The 23,455-nt window shown below is 63.1% G+C and carries 23 protein-coding genes and 3 tRNA genes; 10 read left to right on the forward strand and 16 right to left on the reverse strand.

Annotated features, from left to right (window positions below; translation table 11 throughout):
• Nucleotides 1-143 precede the first annotated feature (143 nt).
• Nucleotides 144-1,184, forward strand: a complete 1,041-nt coding sequence (gene rsmC, locus ACJ8HH_RS14645; RefSeq protein WP_033649118.1) for a 16S rRNA (guanine(1207)-N(2))-methyltransferase RsmC — start codon at nt 144-146, stop codon at nt 1,182-1,184.
• Between the two features lie 50 nt (nt 1,185-1,234).
• On the opposite strand, the gene ACJ8HH_RS14650 is transcribed toward rsmC, so the two are convergent.
• Nucleotides 1,235-2,227 (reverse strand): aldo/keto reductase, encoded by a 993-nt coding sequence (locus ACJ8HH_RS14650; RefSeq protein ID WP_060419514.1) that lies wholly within the window; start codon nt 2,225-2,227, stop codon nt 1,235-1,237.
• A gap of 118 nt (nt 2,228-2,345) precedes the next feature.
• Between ACJ8HH_RS14650 and ACJ8HH_RS14655 the strand changes: the two genes are divergently transcribed.
• The 4 genes from ACJ8HH_RS14655 to ACJ8HH_RS14670 all read left to right on the forward strand — a co-directional run bounded on the left by ACJ8HH_RS14655 (nt 2,346) and on the right by ACJ8HH_RS14670 (nt 3,701).
• Complete coding sequence (locus ACJ8HH_RS14655; protein ID WP_060388148.1) at nt 2,346-3,290, forward strand: LysR family transcriptional regulator; 945 nt, start codon at nt 2,346-2,348, stop codon at nt 3,288-3,290.
• A 72-nt stretch (nt 3,291-3,362) separates the two neighbouring features.
• Nucleotides 3,363-3,449, forward strand: a tRNA-Leu gene (locus tag ACJ8HH_RS14660).
• A gap of 36 nt (nt 3,450-3,485) precedes the next feature.
• Nucleotides 3,486-3,572: transfer RNA gene (locus tag ACJ8HH_RS14665), tRNA-Leu, on the forward strand.
• 42 nt (nt 3,573-3,614) lie between these two features.
• Nucleotides 3,615-3,701 (forward strand) — tRNA-Leu (locus tag ACJ8HH_RS14670).
• A gap of 88 nt (nt 3,702-3,789) precedes the next feature.
• Here the strand turns inward: ACJ8HH_RS14670 and ACJ8HH_RS14675 are convergent.
• A complete protein-coding gene (locus ACJ8HH_RS14675; RefSeq protein ID WP_048233751.1) occupies nt 3,790-4,074 on the reverse strand; it encodes a DUF1435 domain-containing protein in 285 nt (94 codons plus the stop codon).
• A gap of 260 nt (nt 4,075-4,334) precedes the next feature.
• On the opposite strand from ACJ8HH_RS14675, the gene ACJ8HH_RS14680 reads away from it, so the two are divergent.
• Nucleotides 4,335-5,420 (forward strand): GGDEF domain-containing protein, encoded by a 1,086-nt coding sequence (locus ACJ8HH_RS14680; protein ID WP_060451826.1) that lies wholly within the window; start codon nt 4,335-4,337, stop codon nt 5,418-5,420.
• 13 nt (nt 5,421-5,433) lie between these two features.
• On the opposite strand, the gene ACJ8HH_RS14685 is transcribed toward ACJ8HH_RS14680, so the two are convergent.
• Nucleotides 5,434-6,030 carry a TetR/AcrR family transcriptional regulator gene (locus tag ACJ8HH_RS14685; protein WP_033648512.1) on the reverse strand — a complete coding sequence of 199 codons (597 nt, stop codon included), beginning with the start codon at nt 6,028-6,030 and terminating at the stop codon, nt 5,434-5,436.
• A gap of 137 nt (nt 6,031-6,167) precedes the next feature.
• On the opposite strand from ACJ8HH_RS14685, the gene ACJ8HH_RS14690 reads away from it, so the two are divergent.
• Nucleotides 6,168-7,364, forward strand: a complete 1,197-nt coding sequence (locus ACJ8HH_RS14690; protein ID WP_048321265.1) for an MFS transporter — start codon at nt 6,168-6,170, stop codon at nt 7,362-7,364.
• A 10-nt stretch (nt 7,365-7,374) separates the two neighbouring features.
• Here the strand turns inward: ACJ8HH_RS14690 and ACJ8HH_RS14695 are convergent, their stop codons facing one another.
• Nucleotides 7,375-8,286, reverse strand: coding sequence for a LysR family transcriptional regulator (locus ACJ8HH_RS14695; protein ID WP_033637002.1), 912 nt, complete (start codon nt 8,284-8,286; stop codon nt 7,375-7,377).
• A 108-nt stretch (nt 8,287-8,394) separates the two neighbouring features.
• On the opposite strand from ACJ8HH_RS14695, the gene ACJ8HH_RS14700 reads away from it, so the two are divergent.
• Nucleotides 8,395-9,597, forward strand: coding sequence for an MFS transporter (locus ACJ8HH_RS14700; protein WP_033648516.1), 1,203 nt, complete (start codon nt 8,395-8,397; stop codon nt 9,595-9,597).
• Nucleotide 9,598: 1 nt separating this feature from the next.
• Here ACJ8HH_RS14700 and fucP read toward each other — a convergent pair whose 3' ends face one another.
• The 7 genes from fucP to ACJ8HH_RS14735 are packed head-to-tail and all read right to left on the reverse strand — an operon-like array spanning nt 9,599 to nt 15,760.
• Nucleotides 9,599-10,828, reverse strand: a complete 1,230-nt coding sequence (fucP, locus tag ACJ8HH_RS14705; protein ID WP_033648517.1) for an L-fucose:H+ symporter permease — start codon at nt 10,826-10,828, stop codon at nt 9,599-9,601.
• A 40-nt stretch (nt 10,829-10,868) separates the two neighbouring features.
• Nucleotides 10,869-11,228, reverse strand: coding sequence for an L-rhamnose mutarotase (locus ACJ8HH_RS14710; RefSeq protein ID WP_033648518.1), 360 nt, complete (start codon nt 11,226-11,228; stop codon nt 10,869-10,871).
• Nucleotides 11,225-12,001, reverse strand: a complete 777-nt coding sequence (locus tag ACJ8HH_RS14715; protein WP_033636997.1) for an SDR family oxidoreductase — start codon at nt 11,999-12,001, stop codon at nt 11,225-11,227. The genes ACJ8HH_RS14710 and ACJ8HH_RS14715 overlap by 4 nt, the downstream gene beginning before the upstream one ends.
• Nucleotides 11,979-12,842: an amidohydrolase family protein gene (locus ACJ8HH_RS14720; protein ID WP_033648521.1), complete on the reverse strand. Its 864-nt coding sequence runs from the start codon at nt 12,840-12,842 to the stop codon at nt 11,979-11,981. Before ACJ8HH_RS14720 ends, ACJ8HH_RS14715 begins: the two co-directional genes overlap by 23 nt.
• A gap of 14 nt (nt 12,843-12,856) precedes the next feature.
• Entirely contained in the window at nt 12,857-14,134 is a 1,278-nt protein-coding gene (locus tag ACJ8HH_RS14725; RefSeq protein ID WP_033652857.1) for an L-fuconate dehydratase, read from the reverse strand.
• Between the two features lie 14 nt (nt 14,135-14,148).
• Nucleotides 14,149-14,994: a fumarylacetoacetate hydrolase family protein gene (locus tag ACJ8HH_RS14730; protein WP_033648523.1), complete on the reverse strand. Its 846-nt coding sequence runs from the start codon at nt 14,992-14,994 to the stop codon at nt 14,149-14,151.
• 25 nt (nt 14,995-15,019) lie between these two features.
• Nucleotides 15,020-15,760, reverse strand: a complete 741-nt coding sequence (locus ACJ8HH_RS14735) for an SDR family oxidoreductase (RefSeq protein ID WP_016929185.1) — start codon at nt 15,758-15,760, stop codon at nt 15,020-15,022.
• A gap of 235 nt (nt 15,761-15,995) precedes the next feature.
• Here ACJ8HH_RS14735 and ACJ8HH_RS14740 point away from each other — a divergent pair, with 235 nt between their 5' ends.
• Both ACJ8HH_RS14740 and ampH read left to right on the forward strand, forming a co-directional pair.
• Nucleotides 15,996-16,754, forward strand: a complete 759-nt coding sequence (locus tag ACJ8HH_RS14740; RefSeq protein ID WP_033648525.1) for a FadR/GntR family transcriptional regulator — start codon at nt 15,996-15,998, stop codon at nt 16,752-16,754.
• Between the two features lie 125 nt (nt 16,755-16,879).
• Nucleotides 16,880-18,022, forward strand: coding sequence for a D-alanyl-D-alanine-carboxypeptidase/endopeptidase AmpH (gene ampH, locus ACJ8HH_RS14745; RefSeq protein WP_060436810.1), 1,143 nt, complete (start codon nt 16,880-16,882; stop codon nt 18,020-18,022).
• A gap of 33 nt (nt 18,023-18,055) precedes the next feature.
• On the opposite strand, the gene hpaC is transcribed toward ampH, so the two are convergent.
• The 5 genes from hpaC to hpaI form a co-directional block, all read right to left on the reverse strand.
• Nucleotides 18,056-18,571, reverse strand: coding sequence for a 4-hydroxyphenylacetate 3-monooxygenase, reductase component (gene hpaC, locus ACJ8HH_RS14750; protein ID WP_060436809.1), 516 nt, complete (start codon nt 18,569-18,571; stop codon nt 18,056-18,058).
• Nucleotides 18,572-18,587: 16 nt separating this feature from the next.
• Nucleotides 18,588-20,150, reverse strand: a complete 1,563-nt coding sequence (gene hpaB, locus ACJ8HH_RS14755) for a 4-hydroxyphenylacetate 3-monooxygenase, oxygenase component (RefSeq protein WP_033636988.1) — start codon at nt 20,148-20,150, stop codon at nt 18,588-18,590.
• 178 nt (nt 20,151-20,328) lie between these two features.
• Nucleotides 20,329-21,225: a 4-hydroxyphenylacetate catabolism regulatory protein HpaA gene (gene hpaA, locus ACJ8HH_RS14760; protein WP_033636987.1), complete on the reverse strand. Its 897-nt coding sequence runs from the start codon at nt 21,223-21,225 to the stop codon at nt 20,329-20,331.
• Between the two features lie 34 nt (nt 21,226-21,259).
• Nucleotides 21,260-22,630, reverse strand: coding sequence for a 4-hydroxyphenylacetate permease (gene hpaX / locus ACJ8HH_RS14765; RefSeq protein WP_033636986.1), 1,371 nt, complete (start codon nt 22,628-22,630; stop codon nt 21,260-21,262).
• Nucleotides 22,631-22,633: 3 nt separating this feature from the next.
• Nucleotides 22,634-23,428 (reverse strand): 4-hydroxy-2-oxoheptanedioate aldolase, encoded by a 795-nt coding sequence (hpaI, locus tag ACJ8HH_RS14770; RefSeq protein WP_033636985.1) that lies wholly within the window; start codon nt 23,426-23,428, stop codon nt 22,634-22,636.
• Nucleotides 23,429-23,455: the final 27 nt, after the last annotated feature.

Below are 23,455 nucleotides of genomic sequence, written 5' to 3' on the forward strand. Positions count from 1 at the left end.
GATTCCTACCCGTTGTGGTGCGCCATGCCTGCCATGCGCCGCGCTATGCTAACAAACCCGCGCAGCCCGCGCCAACAAACCCGTCGAACATATCGCCACAAAGCTCTATAATCCCCGGTCTCATTTCCAGGAGCCAATATCTGATGTCTGCATTAACCCCCGCCAGTGAAGTCATGCTGCGCCACAGTGATGAATTTATCGAACGCCGCGTGCTGTTTGCCGGCGACCTGCAGGACAGCCTGCCGGCCCAATTCGAGGCCGCGGACGTGCGCGTCCACACTCAGCAATACCATCACTGGCAGTTACTGAACCGGACGATGGGCGATAACGTGCAGTTCGGTTTGACCGTCGATCCCGCTTTCGTCGCCGACTGCGACACGCTGGTTTACTACTGGCCGAAGAGTAAGCAGGAAGCGCAATTCCAGCTGTGCAACATCCTGGCGCTGCTGCCGGTGGGCGTAGACGTGTTCGTGGTCGGTGAAAACCGCAGCGGCGTGCGCAGCGCCGAGCCAACGCTGGAAGGCCACGTTGCGCTGGTGAAAATCGACAGCGCGCGCCGCTGCGGCCTGTATCACGGCCGCCTGGACGCACAGACCGAGTTCGGCCTGGACGACTGGTGGGACAGCTATCAGCTGCACGATCTGGAAGTGAAAACGCTGCCGGGCGTGTTCAGCCGCGACGGCCTGGACGTCGGCAGCTCGCTGCTGCTGTCGACGCTGGAAAAACACATGAAAGGCAAGGTGCTGGACATCGGCTGCGGCGCCGGCGTGATGGCCTCGGTGATGGCCAAGCTGTCGCCGAAGGTGAAACTTACCCTCAGCGACGTCAACGCCGCCGCGGTGGAATCCAGCCGCGCGACGCTGGCCGCCAACGGCATCGAAGGCGAAGTGATCGTCAGCAACGTTTACTCCGACATCACCGGCCGTTTCGACATGATCATCTCCAACCCGCCGTTCCACGACGGGCTGCAGACCAGCCTGACCGCCGCCGAAACCCTGATCCGCGGCGCGGTGAAACACCTGCCGATCGGCGGCCGGCTGCGCATCGTCGCCAACGCCTTCCTGCCGTACCCGGACATTCTGGACGCCACCTTCGGCAGCCACGAAGTGCTGGCGCAGAACGGCCGCTTCAAGGTGTATCAGGCCACCGTCGGCCGCCCGCCGCGCGCGCCGAAGAAGAAATAATTCGCCGTTGGCGGAAAACGACAGAGCGCGGCCTGAGGCCGCGCTTTTTTTTAGCCGTTGATATAGGTCATCGACTCCGCGCCGTAGCGATCGCCGGCCGCCGCACTCAGCGGAAACACCGCGTCTATCGCCGCCAGCTCGGCCGCGCTCAGCGTTATCTCCGCCGCCGCGACGTTCTCTTCGAGGTAGCGACGGCGTTTGGTGCCGGGGATCGGCACGATGTGCTCGCCCTGCGCCAACACCCAGGCCAGCGCCAGCTGTGAAGGCTTGACGCCCTTCTGTGCCGCCAGCTCACCCACCTTCTCCACCAGCGCCAGGTTGCGGGCGAAGTTTTCCCCCTGGAAGCGCGGGTTGCCGCGGCGGAAATCGTCCTCGGCCAGATCCTCCGGCCGCCGGATAGCGCCGGTGAGGAAACCGCGCCCTAACGGGCTGTAAGGCACAAAGCCGATGCCGAGGCGCTCACAGGCCGCCAGCACGCCCTGTTCGGCATCGCGCGTCCACAGCGAATACTCGGTCTGCAGCGCGGTGATCGGATGCACCTTGTGCGCCCGCTCCAGCGTGGCGACCGACGCCTCGCTCAGGCCGATATGGCGGATCTTGCCTTCGCGGATCAGATCCGCCATCGTGCCCACGACGTCTTCGATCGGCACCTGCGGATCGACCCGATGCTGATAATAAAGATCGATCTCTTCTACGCTCAAGCGCCGCAGGCTGCCTTCCACCGAGCGCCGGATATACTCGGGCCGGCTGCTGACGCCGCGCGCCGAAGGATCCGCCGGATCGCGCAGGATGCCGAACTTGGTGGCCAGGAACACCTGTTGCCGTTTGCCCTTGATCGCTTCCCCCACCAACTCCTCGTTGGTGTGCGGGCCATACATGTCGGCGGTGTCGAGCAGCGTGACACCCAGCTCCAGCGCCCGGTGCAGCGTGGCGATGGCTTCCTGCCGATCGGCGCCGGTGGAGTAGAAGTCGCTCATGCCCATGCATCCCAGCCCCAAGGCGGAGACGAGGGGGCCGTGAGAACCCAGTTTACGTTGTTGCATTGTGCTGCCCTCATGCGATGAACGGATAACGCAGCAAAGTCTGGTTGTTTACGCTACAAAGATAAATAATGCAGATTGCACATCACTGTTCAAAAATCACCAACAATCCGGAGTGGACATGGATCAGGTTCAAGCCATGCGCATTTTTACCCGCATCGTCGAACTGGGCAGCTTCAGCCGGGCGGCCGAGCGCCTGCAGCTGCCGCGCGCCACGGTCAGCAACGCGTTGAAACGGCTGGAGCAGCGGCTGGGCGTGCGCCTGCTGATCCGCACCACCCGCCAGGTGCAGGTGACCAGCGAAGGCAGCCTCTACTATCAACGCTGCGTACAGTTGCTGGGGGCGCTTGAGGAGGCGGACACGCTGTTCAGCCACCATAAGCTGCAGCCGTCCGGCAAAGTGCGCATCGATATGCCCCATTCGCTGGCGCGCCAGATTGTCATTCCGGCACTGGACGACTTTTACCGCCGCTATCCCGACATCACGCTGGCGCTGGGCGCCAACGACACCCACGTCGATCTGTTGCGCGAAGGCGTGGACTGCGTGCTGCGCGCCTGGGAAACCGAAGACGACAGCCTGGTGGCGCGGCGCATCGCCCAGCTGCCACAGGTCACCTGCGCTTCCCCCGCTTACCTGCAGGCCTGCGGCACGCCGCGCGACATCGATAGCCTGGCGTCGCACCGCGCGGTGGGGTATTTTTCCCTGGCCAGCAACCGCGATTACCCGCTGGAATTCTGCCGCGGCGGCAAAGTGGAACTGCGCGAACTCCCCGCCCGGCTGAGCGTCAGCGGCGCCGACGCCTACATCGCTGGCGCGCGGGCCGGCATGGGGGTGATTCAGGCGGCGCGCTATTCGCTTGCCCCCTGGCTGGAACGGGGTGAACTGGTGGAAGTGCTGGCGGACACGCCGCCTCCGCCGATGCCGATTTACATCATGTATCCACCCGGCCGTTTCCTGGCGCCACGGGTCAGAGTGTTGATTGATTGGCTGATTTGGCTGTTTGACCAGCGGAAAAGCGGCGATATGGCTGTTTTTCCAGCAAACGCCCGCAATGCGGGGAAATAACTGTTGACGTGCCCGCCAAAATCTCTAGAATTCGCCTCCGTGGTAACGTTACTCCGGTAATGTTTCTGGTACGCGAAGGTGGCGGAATTGGTAGACGCGCTAGCTTCAGGTGTTAGTGTCCTTACGGACGTGAGGGTTCAAGTCCCTCTCTTCGCACCAAATAACCACATGATTTATATTGCACTCAGCATCGATGCGAAGGTGGCGGAATTGGTAGACGCGCTAGCTTCAGGTGTTAGTGTTCTTACGGACGTGAGGGTTCAAGTCCCTCTCTTCGCACCAAGCTGGCGACGTAATATAAATCAAAGCAACAACATCGACTGTGCGAAGGTGGCGGAATTGGTAGACGCGCTAGCTTCAGGTGTTAGTGTCCTTACGGACGTGAGGGTTCAAGTCCCTCTCTTCGCACCAATTGATGATCTCTCCGGTAGTTCCTTCGAAAAAATCCCAACGCATTGATGATAAACACGCCTAAGCGTGGTTTTGCCGTTTCCGGCGTTTACGCGAAGCTGAAGTTGAGGCTGATTGCCGCCAGGCCGCCCGCCAGCGCCATGCAGGAAGGCAGCAGCAGATAGTGACGCAGCCGGCTGTTGAACAGCATCACCAGCGTCGCCAGCATCGCTATCACAATCAGGGTGCGCAGCTGCATCATATTCAGATCGATCAAGGCCAGCAGCGGCATCAGCGCGCACGGCAGCAAAACGCCCCAGGCGCTGGCCAGGCGATCGCCGAGGCACCAGCTGACGCCCCACAGTCCACACGCGGCAATCATGGCGGTGAGCATGATAACCCCCTTTAAGTGATAATGATAACCAATATCATATAACACTTTTTTGGCCGCCGCATCATTTTCACTGCGGTGACCAAACCCAGATGACACCAGCATGAAAAAATGATAATTTGACATAAGAAAATTCCTAGTCCTGTTTGCATGATAATAATCACAATCATCAACCATGCAACTTCCGTGGATATTTCGCGCCGAGGGAATGCTTCTCAACCTTAATTATTCGACAGAACGACTTTGCAAAGAGTGACCTCCGTATGAACGCCCGTTCTTATCAGGAATTACTGAACAGCAAGCAGCGCCTGGCATTATTTCTTTTTCTGGTGATGAATGCCGCCTCTTCCGTATTTACGTTATTGTTCCCTTTTAGGGATACGCCCTCATTTACCCTACCTTTATTATGTATACCGCTATTTTGTCTGGCGGCGGCGCTATTCTCCCTGCAAACGCCGCGGAAATACCTGTGTAAACTCAACCTGTTCGCCAGCGTGCTCGGCCTGCTTTGGGCCGCCCATATTTACGTTAAAAGTCAATATTGCCTACCGAATAACCAAGATTTTTTATTAATTAGTTTGTTCAGCATCTTTTTTATCAGCGCTATTTCTCTGACGGATAACTTTACCGCCTTTTGTTTACACGCCGTGCCTTCCGCAATGGTGATCCTGGCTTTAGACGGTATGCATAATACCCTGCGGATATTATTCACCACGCTATTACCTATTATCGCTTTCTCCATCCACCACCTGATGTTGAAACGCAGTGAAATCTTTACCCACGCGCTGGTGGCCAACCTGTATAACGAACGGGACAAATTCAATAATTTAAGCATGCTCGATCCCCTGACCGGTCTTTATAACCGCCGCGGGCTGGAGAATAAGATCAACATGCTGCTGGAACCGCAAACCGGCCGCCACTACGTGCTGCTGCTGGATATCGACCACTTCAAGGTCTACAACGACAGCTACGGCCACGCGATGGGCGACCGGGCGCTGGTGCAGGTGGCGATCGCCATCCGCGATGCGGTACGTTCGCGCGACATCGTGGTGCGCTACGGCGGGGAAGAGTTTTTGGTGCTGCTGACCAACGTGCACGAAGGCTACGCGGCGCAGCTGGCCGAACGGGTGCGCCAACGGGTGGCGGAACTGAACATCCCACACGGCGCCAGCCCGCAGCACAGCGGCACGCTGACGCTCAGCGCCGGCATCTCCGCGCTGGAAAAGCTGGACGTCGAGTCGGCGATCGGCGCGGCCGACGCCGCGCTCTATCTGGCGAAGCACAGCGGCCGCAACAATATCCAGCTGGCGCAAAACGTCCAGCCCGCCCTGCTGCTGCCGCAGGAGTAAATACCCTGCCCGGTTAAGCGGCCGTTGGCCGCAAGCCGTTCAGCAACAACGACAAACCGGCCAACGCCTGCTCCAAAGCGGTTTTCTCATCCGGCTGGTGCGCGATCCAAAGCGCGGCATCCATCAGGCCGCCGTTGATCAAATGCGCCAGCGATTCCGGCTCGGCGACAGCGATGCGCCCCTGCGCCATCAACGCCTGCAATGCGCCCGTCATCCAGACAATGCATTGCAGCTTACTGGCCTGCAAATATTCAGCCCCCAGCACCGAAGGTGAATCGCGCAACAAAATGCGTTGCGCTTGCGGCTCCGTCATCATGATCAAATAACCGCGACAACGCGCCGCAAACGCCTCCCAGTCATCCGCCGTACGCGCGGTAATGTCGGCAAGACGCGCATCCATTTCAGCATCAATCGCCTTCACAACCGCCAGGAACAACCCCTTTTTATCGCCAAAATGGTGATAGAGCGCACCGCGCGTCATGCCGGCTTGCGCGGTGAGTTCATCCATCACCGTCTCGGCATACCCCACGCTGCCGAACTGCTGACGGGCGGCCGCCACCAGTTTTTGTCGGGTTTCTTCAATCATTTCTGCGCGCGCTTTACGTGCCATGGGTCCACTCCCGCCTCATTATTGATGAACGTTATAATTGACATACGCCATGTATGTCAATTAACGTAACATACGTGGCGTATGTCAATGATGGCCATTGAGCGAATACTGAGCCGCCAACTTCTGGAGCCCTTTCCATGGCAAATCCTTATTTCAACCTGTTCAACGCCCCGGGCAGCAAGGCGTTTTCCTCTGCCGGGCTGATCGCGCGCCTGCCGGTCTCGATGACCGGTATCGGCATCATCACCATGCTCTCACAGGTACGCGGCTCTTATTGGTTGGCGGGCGCGGTAGCGGCGACGTTCGCCTTTTCCATGGCGCTGCTTGCGCCGCAAATCGCGCGCGCGGCGGATCGTCACGGCCAAAGCCGCGTGCTGCCGTATGCCACCGGGATCAGCACGCTCGCCCTGCTACTGCTGTTGCTCTGCACCCACTATCGGGCGCCGGAGTGGACGCTGTTCGTCTTCGCCGCGCTTGCGGGCGGCATGCCCAGCATCTCCGCGATGGTCAGAGCCCGCTGGAGCGAAATTTATCGCGGCACGCCACAGCTGCACACGGCATTTTCATTCGAGTCCGTGTTAGATGAAGTGGCCTTTATCGTCGGCCCACCGATCGCCGTGGGGCTTAGCGTTTCACTCTTCCCAGAAGCCGGCCCTCTGGTAGCCGCGCTGCTTCTGGTGGCGGGCGTTGCGGCATTCGCCTCGCAAAAAAGCACTCAGCCCCCGGTCTACACCCGCAATAACCAGCGGCAGCGCGCCATCCTGGCCATGCCGTCAATGCAGATCCTGCTGCTGGCGCTGATCGCCCTGGGCACCATCGTCGGCACCGTGGACGTCATCAGCGTGGCCTTCGCCGAGCAGCAAGGACAGCCGGCCGCCGCCAGCATCGTGCTGTCGGTTTATGCGTTCGGCTCCTGCCTGGCCGGGCTGATTTTCGGCGCAATGAAGATCCCCGTCTCCTTGCCTCGCCTGTTCTTATACGCGGCGTTCGCCACCGCCTTCACCACCCTGCCGCTGCTGTGGGTGCACGATGTCTTGACGCTGGCGGCGGCGATGTTTGTTGCGGGATTGTTTTTTGCGCCGACCATGATCATTGCCATGGGGCTGGTTGAAAACATCGTGCCGCCCTCCCGGCTGACGGAGGGGTTGACCTGGATGGTCACCGGCCTGGGGATAGGCGTGGCGCTCGGCGCCGCATTGGCGGGCCTGGCGATCGATGCCGCCGGGATAGCGGCCGGCTTCGGCGTCACGCTCACCGCCGGGCTGATCGTGCTGCTGGTGGCGGCCGGCGGCTACCGCTTAATGCGGCGAACGCTGGCCTTGAAAGCGGTGTGAATCGCTCGCGCTAAGCGGTTTCCCAAATAGCCTTGCCCTGCCAGCGCCGTTCGATCGCCGCCAGGAACAGTTTCACCTTGGGGGAGAGATGGCGCCGGCTGGGATAGACGGCGCAGATCGGCGGCCCCGGGCGGCAATAGCGCTCCAGCACCGGCACCAGCGTGCCGGCCGCAATCTGCTCGCCGACCAGAAACGCCCCCACCTGGCACAGGCCGGCTCCGGCGACGGCCGCATCCCTCAAGGCCTCGACGTTGTTGAAACGCATCCGGCCGCGCACCGGCTGTTCGTGCAGTTGCCCGTTGACCAAATAGCGCCAGGGCGCCGGCAGCCCCTGATGGCTGAAGACCAGCGTCTCGTGATCGCCCAGCGCCTCCGGTTTTGCAGGCGTGCCGTGCCGCGCCAGATAATCCGGCGCCGCGCAGGTGATCAGGCGATGTGGCGCGAGCACCCGCCGCACCAGCCGGCTGTCGTCGTTGCCGCCGACGCGGACAGCCACGTCGATGCCGTCGCGCACCAGATCGCTGTAATCGTCGGAGAAGCTGACATCGGCGTCCACCTCCGGCCACTGCGCCAAAAACTCCCGCAGAATCGGCAGGATATGCAACCGCCCCAACGAAACCGGCAGATCCAGCCGCAGCCGCCCGCGTGGGGTTTGCCGCCGCGTATTGAGCGCCGTTTCCGCCTCTTCGGCCTGCGACAGGATACGCTGCGCATACTCGTAAAACACCGCGCCGTCTTCGGTCAGGCTGACGCTGCGCGTGGTGCGCTGCAGCAACCGGGTGGCCAATCGCTCCTCCAATCGGATCACGCATTTGCCCGCCGCCGAGCGGGAGATGCCCAGCCTCTCGGCCGCCAGCGTGAAGCTGCAGGCGTCGGCAACGCGAATGAACACCAGCAGGTCGGTCAGGTTATCCAACGGCATAGACGGTAAATTAGCCACGATTTGTCCCCAATGTTGCGCATTCAGGCCAGTTTATCAGTCATTTTGGCGCGGATACACTGAGGCTCTTCATCTGTTGGGAGAGTCATTATGAGTGCCTTACACGCCGGCGGCGGCGCAAAACCCTGGCTGGCGACCTTCGCCATCGGCCTATCCACCTTTACCGTCGTCACGGCAGAAATGCTGCCCGTCGGGCTGCTGACCCCGATAGTCAGCACCTTGAACGCATCGATAGGCCGCGCCGGGCTGCTGATTTCCCTGCCTGCCCTGTTCGCCGCGCTGTTCGCCCCGCTGGTGGTGCTGGGCGCCCGGCGCACGGATCGCCGCAGCCTGCTGATCGTCTTTCTGCTACTGCTGATCGCCGCCAACCTGCTGGCCGCCGCCGCTACCTCCATGGCGCTGCTGTTCGCTGCGCGCATCCTGCTGGGCTTTTGCATCGGCGGTATCTGGGCCATCGCCGGCGGATTGGCGGAACGTCTGGTGCCGCCGGCCTCCGTCGGATTGGCGCTGTCCGTCATCTTCGGCGGCGTAGCGGCGGCCTCGGTGCTCGGCGTGCCGCTCGGGGTGTTCCTCGGCGAAGCGCTGGGCTGGCGCATGGCGTTTCTGGCCGTCGCCGTCCTGGCGGCGCTGACCCTGCTCCTGCTGCTGTGCGTGCTGCCGCCGCTGCCGGTCACGCAGGCGGTGAGCTGGCGGTCGTTCACCGCGCAGCACGCGAATCGCCGGTTGCTCCTCGGGCTGCTGCTGACGTTTCTGCTGGTCGCCGGCCACTTTATGGCCTACACCTTTGTCCGCCCGCTGCTGCAGACGGTCGCCGGCATCGAGAGCCGCTGGGTGGGGCCGCTGCTGTTCGCCTACGGCGCCGCCGGTATCGTCGGGAATTTCATCGCCGGCCAGGCCGCCACCAAACGGCTGCGCCGCACCCTGGCGCTGATCGCCTTCGGGCTGGCGCTCGCCGTCCTGCTGCTGCCGCTGCTGGGCCGCGCGCCGCTGAGCGGCGGTGCCTTCCTCCTGCTGTGGGGCATCGCCTACGGCGGCGTTTCCGTGTCGCTGATGGCGTGGATGCTCAAGGCGGCCCCCGACGCGGTCGAGGTCGCCTCTTCGCTGTATATCGCGCTGTTTAATCTGGCGATTTCCTGCGGCTCGCTAGCGGGCGGGCTGGTGGTGGACGCCGGAGGCTTGACGATAAACGGCGTGCTGTCCGGCATCGTGCTGCTGCTGGCGCTGGCGATCCTGATGCGAACGCGCCCACAGGCGCTGACAACGGCGGCGAAGGCCGATTCGCCGCCGGGTTGAATCAGGCGCGGCGCTGCCGCAGGCCGTAAACCAGCACCACCGCGAAGCACAGCAGCGGCAACAGATAAGAGAGCGCGGTGCTGTAACGGTCGGCCAGCGCCCCCATAAAGTACGGCATGATGGCGCCGCCGACGATCGCCATGATCATAAAGGAGCTGGCGCGCTTGGTGTGTTTACCCAGTTTTTTCACCCCCAGGGCGAAAATGGTCGGGAACATGATCGACATAAAGAAGAACACCGCGATCAGCGCCACCACCGACACCCCGTCGACACTCAGCATCACCACGCCGCACAGCGCGATGTTGATCAGCGCATAGGCCGCCAGCAGCGTCGCCGGTTTGACTCGCCCCATCAGCCAGGTGCTGAAGAAGCGCCCGACCATAAAGCAGATCATGGCGATCGACAGCAGGTAAGAGGCGCTCTGGTTAGACACATCGCGCCAGTGTTCGGTGGCGTAGTTGATGAAGAACGCCCCCACGCCCACCTGCGCCGCCACGTAGAAGAACTGCGTGATCACCCCGCCGACGAAATGCGGATGCTGCCATAAGCCCTGCGCTATCACGCCGTGCACCGGTTTCTCCTCTTCACGGATCGCCGGCAGCCGGGTGCGGCTGAACAACAGCGCGATCAGCAGCACCAGCACGGCGATCGCCACATAGGTCATCTTCACCGCGCTCTGATCGCCGCCGCCGGCGGACTGGCTGGCGGAGAAGAACAGCGTGCCGCCGATCAGCGGGCCGATAAACTGCCCGAGGCCGTTGAACGACTGGGCCAGGTTGAGCCGCCGTTCGGCGCCCTGCGCGTCGCCCAGCACCGTGGCGTACGGGTTGGCGGCCGTTTCCAGGCAGCCCAGGCCGCTGGCGATAACGAACAGCGCAAACAGGAACACGCCGAAGCTGTTGGCCGATGCCGCCGGCACGAACAGCAGCGCCCCCAGCGCATACAGGCACAGCCCGACCAGAATGCCCGCCTTATAGCCCTTGCGGTCCATAAAGTACCCGGCGGGCAGCGCCACCAGGAAATAGGCGCCGAAATAGGCCGCCTGCAGCAGCCCTGATTGCGCCTTGGTGACGTGCAACGTCTCCTGAAAATGTTTGTTTAATACGTCCAGCAGGCCATAGGACAGCCCCCACATGAAGAACAGGCTGGTGACCAGGATAAAGGCCCAGCGCAGATTGGCGGTCACGGCGACGCCCGGCTGCGCGGAGGCCGCACTTTTTTCAGCAAGCATGGTGATACCCTCGTATCGTCTGGCGATGATGATGTTGGCGTTATTGCTGTTGCAGAGAAAATATCCGCGCCATTTCCACCCATTTTTCGCCCTGCGGCGTCCAGGGGGTGGCGGCCTGGTAGTGCCACATCAGCGCTTCCCATCGCTGTACTTCGGGGTTGTTCAGGCTGGCGGCGTCAAAGCGCGCAGCGTCGAAATCGGCGCTGACCTCCACGATCATGAACAGCCGGGTGCCCAACCGGTAAATCTCCATGTCCAGAATGCCGTGCTCGCGCAAATGCGCGGCGATGCCCGGCCAGATGCGCTGATGATGCTGCAGGTACTCCGCAATCAGCGCCGGTGAGTCAATCAGATCGAGCGCCTGGCAGAAACGGCTCCGCCCTGCCGTCGCGCCGCTCACGTCAGCGCCCGATCGAGATGCAGGTAGCCGCCGTCCACCGACAGCCACTGCCCGGTGGTATGCGATGACCGCGACGACAGCAGAAACGCCACGGTATCGGCGATCTCCTGCGGCGTGGTCATGCGCTGCCCGAGCGGAATGCGCGCGGTGATTTTCGCCATCTGCCGCTGCGGCTCGGCGAAGGTGTTGAGCCAGCGCTGGTACTGCGGGGTGATCACCTCCGCCGGCACCACCGCGTTCACCCGCACGCCGTCATGGCGCAGCGACACCGCCCATTCGCGCGTCAGCGCCAGCACCGCGCCCTTGGCGGCGGTGTAACCGCTGGTGCCGCCCTGGCCGCTGAGCGCGGTCTTGGAGGCGATGTTGACGATAGCGCCCCGGCTTTCCTGCAGCGCCGCCTGGCACAGGTGCGCCATCAGGTAGTAGTGCACCAGGTTCTTTTCCAGCGAGCCGACGAAGGCTTCGCGCCCCGCCTCCAGCCCGACGCCGTCGTTGACTCCGGCGTTATTCACCAGCCCGTCGATGCGGCCGAAGGCCGCCAGCGTCTGGCTGACCGCGCGGCGGCAGGCCGCCTCGTCGCACAGTTCGGTGAGGATCACCTCGGTGCGCGGCTGCAGCCGCTGCAAATCGGCCAGCAGCGCCGCCTCCGGCGCGGCGTTGGTGACCAGCACCGGGATCGCGCCTTCTTCGGCCAGCACATGAGCAATCGCCGCGCCGATGCCGGCACCGCCGCCGGTGACCAGCACCACCTTATCTTGCAGATACAGATCCATAACCAGACTCCGTTAAACCGTAAATTCGCCAGGCGGTGTCGCCCCAAATCGCCGCCTGCTCGGCGGCCCCCAGCGTCGACAGCGCCCGTTCGCACAGTTGCACCACCTGGCGGTAATCGCCGGCCAGCAGGCACACCGGCCAGTCGGAGCCGAACATCAGCCGCTGCGGGCCGAACGCCTCCAGCGCGGCGTCGAAGAACGGCAGCAGTTCTTCCGCCCGCCACCGGCCACCCGGCGCCTCGGTGATCAGCCCCGACAGCTTGCAGGCCACGTGCGGCAGCGCCGCCAGCGGCCGGATTTGCTGCGCCCAGTGCCGCGCGCCGCGCGCGATATCCGGCTTGCCGAGATGATCCAACACCAGCCAGTGCTCATCGTGGCGGGCGGCGAACGCCGCCGCGGCCGCCAGATGCCGGTGCGTCACCAGGATCTCGTACACATACCCGGTGCGCTGCAGCGTTTGCATGCCGCGCTTCACTTCCGGCCGCGCCAGCCAGGCCGCCGGATCCGCTTCGTCCTGCACCTGATGGCGCACCCCGCGCAGCGCGCTATAAGGCCGCAAGGCCTCCAGACGCTGCGCCAGCTGCGGCGCGGCGATATCCAGCCAGCCCACCACGCCGCATAAGCCCTCGCCCTGCTCCGCCAGCGCCAGCAGGGCCAGCGTCTCTTCCTCGCTGGGGCGCGCCTGCACCGCCAGCGCGCCGTCGAACCCCTGTTCCTGCAACAGCGGCCGCAGCCGGGGCGGATCGAAATCCTGCCGCAGCACGCTCATCCGCTCGTCGATCCACGGGTAGTGCTGTGGGTGATAGCGCCAGTAGTGCTGGTGAGCATCGATGCGCGGCATGCGATCCTCCCGCCTCACCCGCGGAACCGATACTGCTCGATCGACGACGAATGCATCTCGATCGAATAGCCGGGGCGGCTCGGCGGCATGTAGGCCGCGCCGTTGATCACGCAGGGATCGACAAAGTGTTCATGCAGATGATCGACGTACTCGATCACTCGGCCTTCGTGGCTGCCGGCAATGCACAGGTAGTCGATCATCGACAGGTGCTGCACGTACTCGCACAGCCCGACGCCGCCGGCGTGCGGGCAGACCGGCAGTTGGTATTTGGCCGCCATCAGCATCACCGCCAGCACTTCGTTGACGCCGCCGAGGCGGCAGGCGTCGATCTGCACCACGTCTACCGCGCCGCGCATGATGAACTGCTTGAACATGATGCGGTTCTGGCACATCTCGCCGGTGGCCACCTTGACCGGCGCCACCCCTTCGCGGATGCGGCGGTGCCCTTCCACGTCATCCGGGCTGGTCGGTTCTTCGATAAACCAGGGTTTGGCGAACGCCAGATGCTTCACCCACGGAATGGCTTCGTCCACCTCCCACACCTGGTTGGCGTCGATCATCAGCCGGCGATCCGGGCCGATCACCTCGCGGGCGATGCGCACCCGGCGGATGTCATCTTCCAGATCGCGCCCGACCTTCAGCTTCAGGTAGGAGAAACCGGCGTCGACTGCTTCCTGGCACAGGCGACGCAGCTTGTCGTCCGGATAACCCAGCCAACCGGCGGAGGTGGTGTAGCAGGGATACCCCTCCTGCAGCAGCCGCGCCAGGCGCTCTTCTTTGCCCTCGGCACGCTGTTTCAGCAGCGCCAGCGCTTCCTGCGGCGTGATGCAGTCGGTGATGTAACGGAAGTCGATGCAGCGCACCAGCTCCTCCGGCGTCATCTCCGCCACCAGCCGCCACACCGGCTTGCCGACCGATTTGGCCCACAGATCCCACACCGCGTTGACCACCGCACCGGTCGCCAGGTGAATGGCGCCCTTGTCCGGCCCGATCCAGCGTAGCTGGCTGTCGCTGGTGAAGCGCCGCCAGAAGGCGCCCATGTCGGCGGCGATATCTTCCAGCCGCTCGCCGACGATCTGATGTTCCAGCGCGCGGATCGCCGCGCAGCAGATCTCGTTGCCGCGGCCGATGGTGAACGTCAGCCCGTGGCCGCTGAGATCCGCGCGATCGGTCTCCAGGATCACGTAGGCGGCGGAATAGTCGGGATCCGGATTCATGGCGTCGGATCCGTCCAGCCCCAGCGAAGTGGGGAAACGAATGTCTTCAACCCGCAGTGCGGTAATGGTGGTCATGGCGGCGCTCCCGGTTAGGCCTGTACGGTTTGCTGGCGCTGTTCGCCCAGCCCTTCGATGCCCAGACGCATCGTCTGGCCCGCCCGCAGATAGATGGGCTGCGGTTTCTGCCCCATGCCGACGCCCGGCGGCGTGCCGGTGGAGATCACATCGCCCGGCTGCAGGCTCATAAAGCGGCTGAGGTAGCTGACGATCTGCGGAATGCGGAAGATCATGGTGCTGGTGTTGCCGTCCTGATAGCGCTTGCCGTCCACCTCCAGCCACAGGTTCAGGCTGTGCGGATCGGCGATCTCGTCGGCAGTCACCAGCCAGGGGCCGATCGGCCCGAAGGTGTCGCAGCCTTTGCCCTTGTCCCAGGTGCCGCCGCGTTCAATTTGATATTCGCGTTCTGAAACGTCGTTGATCACGCAGTAGCCGGCGACGTGGCGCATGGCGTCCGCTTCGCTGATGTAGCGCCCGCCCTGGCCGATCACCACGCCCAGCTCCACTTCCCAGTCGGTTTTCTGCGAGCCGCGCGGGATCTCCACCTGGTCATAGGGGCCGACCACCGCGCTGGTCCATTTGTTGAACACCACCGGTTCTTCAGGAATGGCCGCGCCGGTTTCCGCCGCGTGATCGGCGTAGTTCAGGCCGATGCAGATAAACTTGCCGATGCCGCCGACGCAGGCGCCGAGGCGCGGCTGCCCTTCGACCAGCGGCAGCGCGGCGCTGTCCAGCGCGCGCAGTTTGGCGAGCGACGCCGGCAATAACGCGGCGCCCCCCACGTCGGCGATATGCTGCGACAGATCGCGCAGGCGGCCCTGCGCATCCAACATGCCGGGGCGCTCTTGCCCGGGTTGCCCGTAACGTAAAAGTTTCATGCGTTCCTCTCTCAAAAATGGCGGCTCAGTTGCTCCAGCCGCCGTCGATGATCTGCACCGTGCCGGTGGTGTACGAACTGGCGTCGGAGGCCAGATACAGCGCCAGTTGGGCGATTTCCTCGGTGGTGCCGATGCGCCCGATCGGCTGACGGGCGACGAACGCCTGATACACCTCTTGCTCGCTGCGCCCCTGCTCGCGCGCCTGCTCGGCAATGCGCTGGCGCAGCGACGGCGACTCCACCGTGCCGGGGCAGATGGCGTTGCAGCGGATGCCCTGCGTGACGTAGTCCGCCGCCACCGAGCGCGTCAGGCCGATCACCGCCGCCTTGCTGGCGCTGTAAGCGAAGCGGTTCGGCACCCCTTTCACGCTCGAGGCCACCGAGGACATGTTGATGATCGAGCCTTTACCGCGCGCCAACATGCCCGGCAGGAAGGCGCGGATCATGCGGAACATCGCGGTAACGTTGAGATCGAGCGCGAACGCCCACTGATCTTCGCTGCAATCGAGGATCGATCCGCTGTGCACCACGCCGGCGCAGTTGAACAGCACGTCGATCGGGCCGATCGCTTCCGCCGCCGCCGCGATGGCGGCCGGATCGGTGACGTTCAGCGTCAGCGCGCGGATCCCGGCGCAGCCCTGCAGGCGCTCGAGGTTGATGTCGCTGGCGATCACCTCGGCACCGGCGGCGGCGAACAGCCTGGCGGTGGTAAAACCGATCCCTTGCCCGGCGGCGGTGATCAGTACGCGTTTCCCGGTTAAATCCATCTTGACTCCTCGGCCTAAAGGTCTAATGGTCAGGCCACTAAAGGCGGTTAAAGGTCAGGCCTCTAACATGACAAAAGACGCTTTACGCGTTATCGTTGGGGGAAGAAGTTAATAAAACAGCCTTGAAACCGCATTTCAATTAACCATTTTTTTACACTTGAATAACGATTACTCAAGCGCCTTGTCGCATAATTGTGCGCCAAATCACTGAACGCCGAATCGTCAAAGGTCAAAAATGCCGATTACCCGACTGGAAAACCCAAGAATTTACAGACAGATAGCAGACCAGCTCAAACGTCTGATCGAAAATAACGAATTTCCGCCGGGCAGCCGCCTGCCCTCGGAGCGGGATCTCGCCCAGCAGTTGCAGGTCAGCCGCGCGTCGGTGCGCGAAGCGCTGATCGCGCTGGAAGTGATCGGCCTGGTGGACGTCAAGGTCGGCAACGGGGTGATCGTGCGCTCGCAAACGCCGCTGGCGCCGTCGCAGGAGCCGGTGATGGCGCAGGCCGGCCGCAACCAATGGGCGGAGATCGACGACGAACTGAATATTGAACTGGATTTCAACGCCGAGCTGCCGCCGTTTTCACTGCTGCAAACCCGCCTGTTGATCGAACCGGAGACCGCCGCGCTGGCCGCGCGCCACGCCACCGACGAAGAGCTGGCGGGCATCCGCGCCGCCTACGAGCAGAACTGCCGCGATAACCGCGCCGGCTCCGCCACTCACCCCGGCGATCGGCTGTTCCACATCCGCATCGCCCAGGCCAGCGGCAACCCGGCCTATGCGTTCATTATCGGCCACCTGCTCGGCCACCGTTACGGCAGCATGTTTCGCGTGCTGCAGCGCCACTATACGCCGGACGACATGCCGCACCGTTCCGAGCAGGAACACCGGGCGATCCTGGCGGCGATCGAAGCGCGCGACGTGCGCGGCGCCCGCAAGGCGATGAAGGCGCACCTCGATGAAGTGATCGCCATTTTCGCCCGCGCGCAGTAGGCCGCCGGCGGTTAAAAAATTTATCGTCACCGCTCTTTTTTCTACATGCAGCCGGGGCCTGAGCGCATTACACTGGGCGACGAATAACGCCCTTTCCCGCTGCATTGTTAAATGGATAACGACCGTTGAAGAACTCTGTCTCCGCTTTATTGCTGGCGCTGGGCCTGTGCGCCGCGCCGCTGGCCGCGCTGGCCACCCCCCCGCAGCTGGCTTCGCAAATCGTCGACCAGTATGCCGAACATATTTTCTACAACAGCGGCGCCACCGGCATGGCGCTGGTGGTGATCGACGGCAATCAGGTGGTTAACCGCAGCTTTGGCGATACCAAACCCGGCAACAACCTGCGCCCGCGCCCGGATTCGCTGATCCGCATCGCCTCGATCACCAAGCTGATGACCAGCGAAGTGATGGTGAAAATGGCGGCGGCAGGCCAGGTCAAACTGACCGACCCGCTGCGCAAGTACGCCCCCAAAGGCGCCTATGTACCGGCTTACAACGCCGGGCAGCCGATCACCCTGCTGAACCTGGCGACGCACACCAGCGCGCTGCCGCGCGAGCAGCCGGGCAAAAAGCCGCCGAAAACGCCGGTGTTCACCTGGCCGACCAAGGCCCAGCGCTGGCAGTGGCTGGCGCATGCCAACGTCACGGTGCCGCCGGGCGTACGCGCCGCCTACTCCAACCTGGCGTATGACCTGCTGGCCGACGCGCTGTCGCGCGCCGCAGGCAAGCCTTACAACGCGCTGCTGAAAGAGAAAATCACCGCGCCGCTCGGCATGGTCGACACCACGCTGACGCCGAGCCCCGAACAGTGCTCGCGCCTGATGGTGGCGGCGGCCGGCCCGAGCGCCTGCCGCGACACCACCGCCGCGGCCGGCAGCGGCGGCGTCTACTCCACCCCGCGCGACATGCAGCGCTGGATGCAACAGTTCCTCTCCTCCAGCGCCAGCGGCCCGCGCAAAGCCACCGCCGCCAGCGAGCAAACCATGTACTTCCAGCGTCACGATCTGGTGTCGCTGAAGGGCATGGACGTGCCGGGGCAAGCGGATGCGCTAGGGTTGGGCTGGGTGTATATGGCGCCGAAGGACGGGCTGCCGGGCATCATTCAGAAGACCGGCGGCGGCGGCGGGTTCATTACCTACATGGCGATGATCCCGGCGAAAAACGTCGGGGTGTTCGTGGTGGTGACCCGCTCGGAACTGAGCAAGTTCACCAACATGAGCGATCCGGTCAACCGCCTGGTGAGCGATCTGGCGGCCAACAAGAGTTGATATGCGGGGCGCAGCGGGCTGCGCCCCAACGCCTCAGGCCGGCACCGCCATCGGGTGGATCACCGAATGGAAATTGCGCTTGAAGTAGATCAACCCGTTGCCGGCTTCGCTCAGTGCGATCTGCTTGATCTGCACCAGGTACATCTGGTGGGTGCCGATGCTCTGGATCTGCTCGATCTCCCCTTCCAGGCTGGCCAGGGTATTGCGCAGCACCGGCTGCCCCAGCGCACCGAGTTGCCACTCTTTCAGCCGGAAACGTTCTTCCATGCTGACGCCGGTCATGCCGGCGAAGTGGCGCGCCATCAGCTCCTGCTCGTGGTTGAGCACGTTGACGCACAGCCTGCGGTTTTCCTGAAACACCGGGTTCATCGCGCTGTTGCGGTTGATGCACACCAGCAGCGTCGGCGGCGTATCGGTTACCGAGCACACCGCCGTGGCGGTGATGCCGCAGCGCCCCGCCGGGCCGTCGGTGGTGACGATATTCACCGCCGCCGACAGGCTGGCCATGGCGTCGCGAAAGCGCAGGCGCTGTTCATTTTCCTGAGACATACAACCTCCTCCTGAATTACTTCAGCAGATTATCCAACTGATTAATATCGTCATTGTTCCGCAGGTGCGGCACCTTCCAGCCGTGCTGATCGTAATCGGCCAGGCACTTGTCGACCATCTGCATCATGCGATCCATGTTGCCGGATCCCTGCGCGTGGCGCAGGCACTGCAGGCGGATCTCATCCTGGCTGCCGGCGTAGTTGATCTCATACAGCTCGTGGCGGCCGCCGAATTCGCTGCCGATCGCATCCCACATCAGCTTGAGGATCTTGATGCGTTCGACGTGATCCATACCGTCCGATCCGCGCACGTAGCGCGCCAGGTACTTGTCGATCTCCGGGTTGTTCATGTCGCGCACGCTGGACGGCAGGTAGATCAGGCCGCTGGTGACGTTCTTCTCGATGATGTGTTTCACCTTGGTGTAGGCCATCGGCGCCATCACGCGGTAGGTTTGCAGCGCGGCGGAATCCGGCAGGTAGGCGCCGTTTTCCCATTTTGTGGCTTCGGCGCACATCGCGTCGCTCAGCGACCAGAACAGGTTGCGCCAGGCCACCACTTCGCCCAGATCGGCCTGCACGCCGCGGAACTCCAGCACGCCGGTGCACGAGAGGCTCTTTTGCAGCAGCGCGGTGATGAAGTCCATCTTCACCGCCAGGCGCACGCAGGCCTGCAGCGGGAACAGCCGAGCGAAACCGCCCTGGGTGCTCCAGCGCCGGCAGCGGTCGAAATCGCGGTAGATCAGCACGTTTTCCCACGGGATCAGCACATGATCCATAATCAGGATCGCGTCGTTCTCGTCGAAGCGGCTGGAGAGCGGGTAGTCGAACGGCGATCCGGTGGCGCCGGCCACCAGTTCGTAGGAGGCGCGCGAAATCAGCTTCACCCCTTCGGCGTCCATCGGCGCCACGAACATCAGCGCGAAGTCCGGGTTATCGCCCATCACCTGCGCCGAACCGAAGCCGATGAAGTTGTAGTGGGTCAACGCCGAGTTGGTGGCCACCACTTTGGCGCCGCTGACCACGATGCCGGCGTCGGTCTCTTTCTCCACCTGAATGTAAACGTCCTTCACCTCGTTGACCGGCTTGTGGCGGTCGATCGGCGGGTTGACGATGGCGTGGTTGAAATAGAGCCCGGTTTCCTGAATGCGTTTGTACCAGTGGCGCGCGTTGTCGGCGAACTGGCCGTAGAACTCCGGATAAGCGCCCAGCGCGCAGCCGAAGGCCGCCTTGTAGTCCGGCGTGCGCCCCATCCAGCCGTAGCTTTGACGCGACCAGTCGGCGATGGCATCGCGCTGCTGGCGCATCTCTTCCGGGCTGCGGGCGTAGCGGAAAAATTTGTGGGTATAGCCGCCGTTGCCGGTGTCGGTATTCCAGCACAGGCGATCCTGGCTGGCCGGATCGTGCAGCGCGTCATACAGCTGGCCGACAGACGCCGCCGCGTTGCGGAACGCCGGGTGGGTGGTGACGTCTTTCACGCGCTCGCCGTAAATGTAGATTTCGCGGCTGTCCTGCAAACTTTTCAGGTATTCGGCGCCGGTAAACGGGCGTTTGCTGTCGGCACGAAAGTCTTCTGGTTTCATCGGGTCTTCCTCGTCATCGGCATTTTTCAGGCCGTGGATCCGGCCATTTGTTAAAATAATGTTTTCTTTTGGTTGCTTAATTGAAGCTGCCAAAGCCGGTTTCGAGAAGAGACTTTTGCGGCAATCGCCGGTACTTTTCAGGTCAGTTTGCCGCTTTCGCGGCAAACTGTGATCGCGGTTACGAAAGGGCGTGTTGCGCCGCGCGGTAGGTCGAGGGGGAACAGCCTTCCAGCCGATTGAAAAAACGGGCGAAATAGGCCGGATCCTTGAAGCCGAGGCTGTAGGCGGTTTCATGCACCGTGCAGGCGCTGAACAGCAGCATGCGTTTGGCCTCGCGCAGCAGCCGATCGAAGATCAGCCGCTTGGGCGGCCGGTTGGCGAAGCGCCGGCACAGGTCGTTGAGCCGCGATTCGGTCACTCCCAGCGCCTGCGCATACTCCGGCACCGGCAGATGCTCGCGAAAACGCTCGTCCACCATCTTGTTGAACCGCTGAAACAGCTGCAGTTCGCCGCGCACGCCGCTGTTGGCGTTGTCTTCCAGCGCGGTGTTGCGCAGCAGCAGCGTGAACACCGCCTGCGCCAGCAGCGCCAGCGTCTGTTCGCGCCCGGCCAGGTTCTGGCCGAACTCGCGGCGGATCAGCGCCCAGTAGTGGCTGAGCGCCGTCAGCTCCTGCGGCGCATCGGCCAGCGACAGGCAGATGCCCGGCATGTCCAGCGCCAGGTTGCTGCCGGGATACAGGCGCTCCAGCAGCGGCCAAATCAGCTCCTGGCGCACCGTCAGCACGTGGCCGTCGCTGTCTGGTTCGGTAAAGAACGCATGCGGCACCGACGGCGGCGTGAGGATGAACAGCGGCGCCTGCACCGAATAGTGCTGATCGTCGAGCTGCAGCTCTATCTTGCCGGTTTCCAGGAAATGCACCTGGAAGAAGCAGTCGTGCCAGTGCACCTGCATGTCGCGGCCGAAGAATGCCGCCAGCCCGGCGAAGGTTTCGTAGTGCACCTCGTCGGCGGCGTAACGCGCGTCATACTCTTTGCAAATATCGATGTTGGCGATAAAGCCGGTACTTTTCCGCACCTCATGACCTCCTGCAATCATGCCCACTTGCGCATCAAGGCGTCGCCCTCGGGCGCGAATCCTTCATCGGGATGCGCCACACCAGCACGGCGCCGACGATCAGCAGCGCCGAGACGAAATACAGCCCGGAGTTGAAGCTGCCGGTCAGATCCTTGAACCAGCCGATCAACAGCGGGCTGAGCGCCGATCCGATATTGCCGGTGGCGTTGATCACCGCGATCCCCACCGCGCGCGCTTCCAGGCTGATCGACTGATCCGGCGTGGTCCAGAAGATCGCCATGGCGGTAAAGGAGCCGACCGAGGCCATCACGATCCCCAGCAGCTGGATCAGGCTGTGATCGGTGGCGGACGCCAGCAGCCAGCCGGCGGCGGCGAACAGGTATGGCAGCGCGGTGTGATGCTTGCGCTCCTGCAGCCTGTCGGATCGTTTGCTCCACCACACCATGCCGGCGATGGTGCAGATCTGCGGGATCGCCGCCAGAATGCCGATCGTCACGTTGCTGCTGCCCTGGTTGAAGCTTTGCAGGATCTGCGGCGTCCAGATGTTGATCGCGCTCAGGGTGTTGGTCAGGCAGAAATAGGCCAGCGTGTACATCAGCACGATCGGCGTGAAAATTTCGCGCCACAGGCTGCGTTGCTGCAGCGCGCGGTGGCTGCTCGGCCCGTTGGGCTGCACCAGCTGCAGCTTGTCGGCCTCCATCATCGCCTGCAGGCTGGATTTTTCCTCGTCGGTCAGCCACTTGGCCTTGGCCGGCGTATCGTCGAGGTAAAACCACACCACCACGCCCAGCAGCACCGACGGAATGCCTTCCAGCAGAAACAGCCACTGCCAGCCCTTCAGATTCATCACCCCGTCCAGCGCCAGGATATAGCCGGAGACCAGCGAGCCGATCGCCATGGTCACCGGCATGGCGATCATGAACAAGGCGTTGGCGCGGGCGCGGTAGAACGCCGGGAACCAGTAGGTGAGGTACACCAGAATGCCCGGCAGGAAACCGGCCTCGGTGATGCCGACGATCATGCGCAGCACGTACAGGCTGGTCGGCCCGGTGGCGAACATGGTGCAGGTGGAGGCGATGCCCCACAGCACCATGATGGTGGCGATCCAGCGCCGCGCGCCGACCCGGCTCAGCATCATGTTGCTCGGAATGCCGAAGATCACGTAGGTGACATAGAACAACGTCGCCGCCAGCCCGAACATGGTCGAGCTGAGGCCGAGATCTTTGCCCATCGTCAGCCCGGCGAAGCCGATGTTGATACGGTCGAGGAAAGAGAAAACAAACAACACGAACAGGAAAATGATCAGGCGCCGAAACAACTTTTTAATCACCGATTGCTCGGCGGCGGTTAACGCTTTATGTTGCTGCGCCGGGTTGGCCGGCGGCAGCGAATCGACGTGGTTCATGGTTCAGTAAACTCCCGATGAAGGCGCTTGCACCCCGCCCTGTTTGAACTCGTCAGCCAGGGCTTCCGCCGCCCGCGCCAGCAGGGTGGTGTCCACCCCCACCGCGACGAACAGCGCGCCGGCTTCCAGATAGCGCTGCGCCAGTGCCTTGTTGGCCATCAAAATGCCGGGCGCCTTGCCGGCGGCGCGGATGCGGGCAATCGCGTCGTCGATGGTGCGCTGCACCTCCGGGTGCTGCGGATTGCCGGCGAAGCCCATATCGGCGCTGAGATCCGCCGGGCCGATAAACACGCCGTCCACCCCTTCCACCTGCAAAATGGCGTCGAGGTTTTTTACCGCTTCGCGGGTTTCAATCTGCACCAGCACGCACATCTGCTCGTCGGCCTGCTGCAGGTAATCGGGCACCCGGTTCCAGCGCGAAGCGCGCGCCAGGGCGCTGCCGACGCCGCGCACGCCGTGCGGCGGATAGCGCGTGGCGCGCACCGCATCGCGCGCCTGTTCGGCGTTTTGAATCATCGGGATAAGCAAGGTTTGCGCGCCGACGTCCAGCAGTTGCTTGATGATCACCGCGTCGTTCCACGGCGGCCGCACCACCGGCCGGCTCGGGTAAGGCGCGACCGCCTGCAGCTGCCCCAGCACCGTCTGCACGTTGTTGGGCGCATGTTCGCCGTCGATCAGCAGCCAGTCGAAACCGGCGCCGGCCAGCAGCTCGGCGCTGTAGCTGCTGCACAGCCCGAGCCACAGCCCGATCTGCGGGCGTTTTTCCTGCAGCGCACGCTTGAAGTGGTTGGTTAACATCGCATTCTCCCTGACAAGCGGGCGTAG

The sequence above is a fragment of the Serratia sp. CY32780 genome (assembly GCF_052169135.1).
GTDB lineage: Bacteria > Pseudomonadota > Gammaproteobacteria > Enterobacterales > Enterobacteriaceae > Serratia > Serratia sarumanii.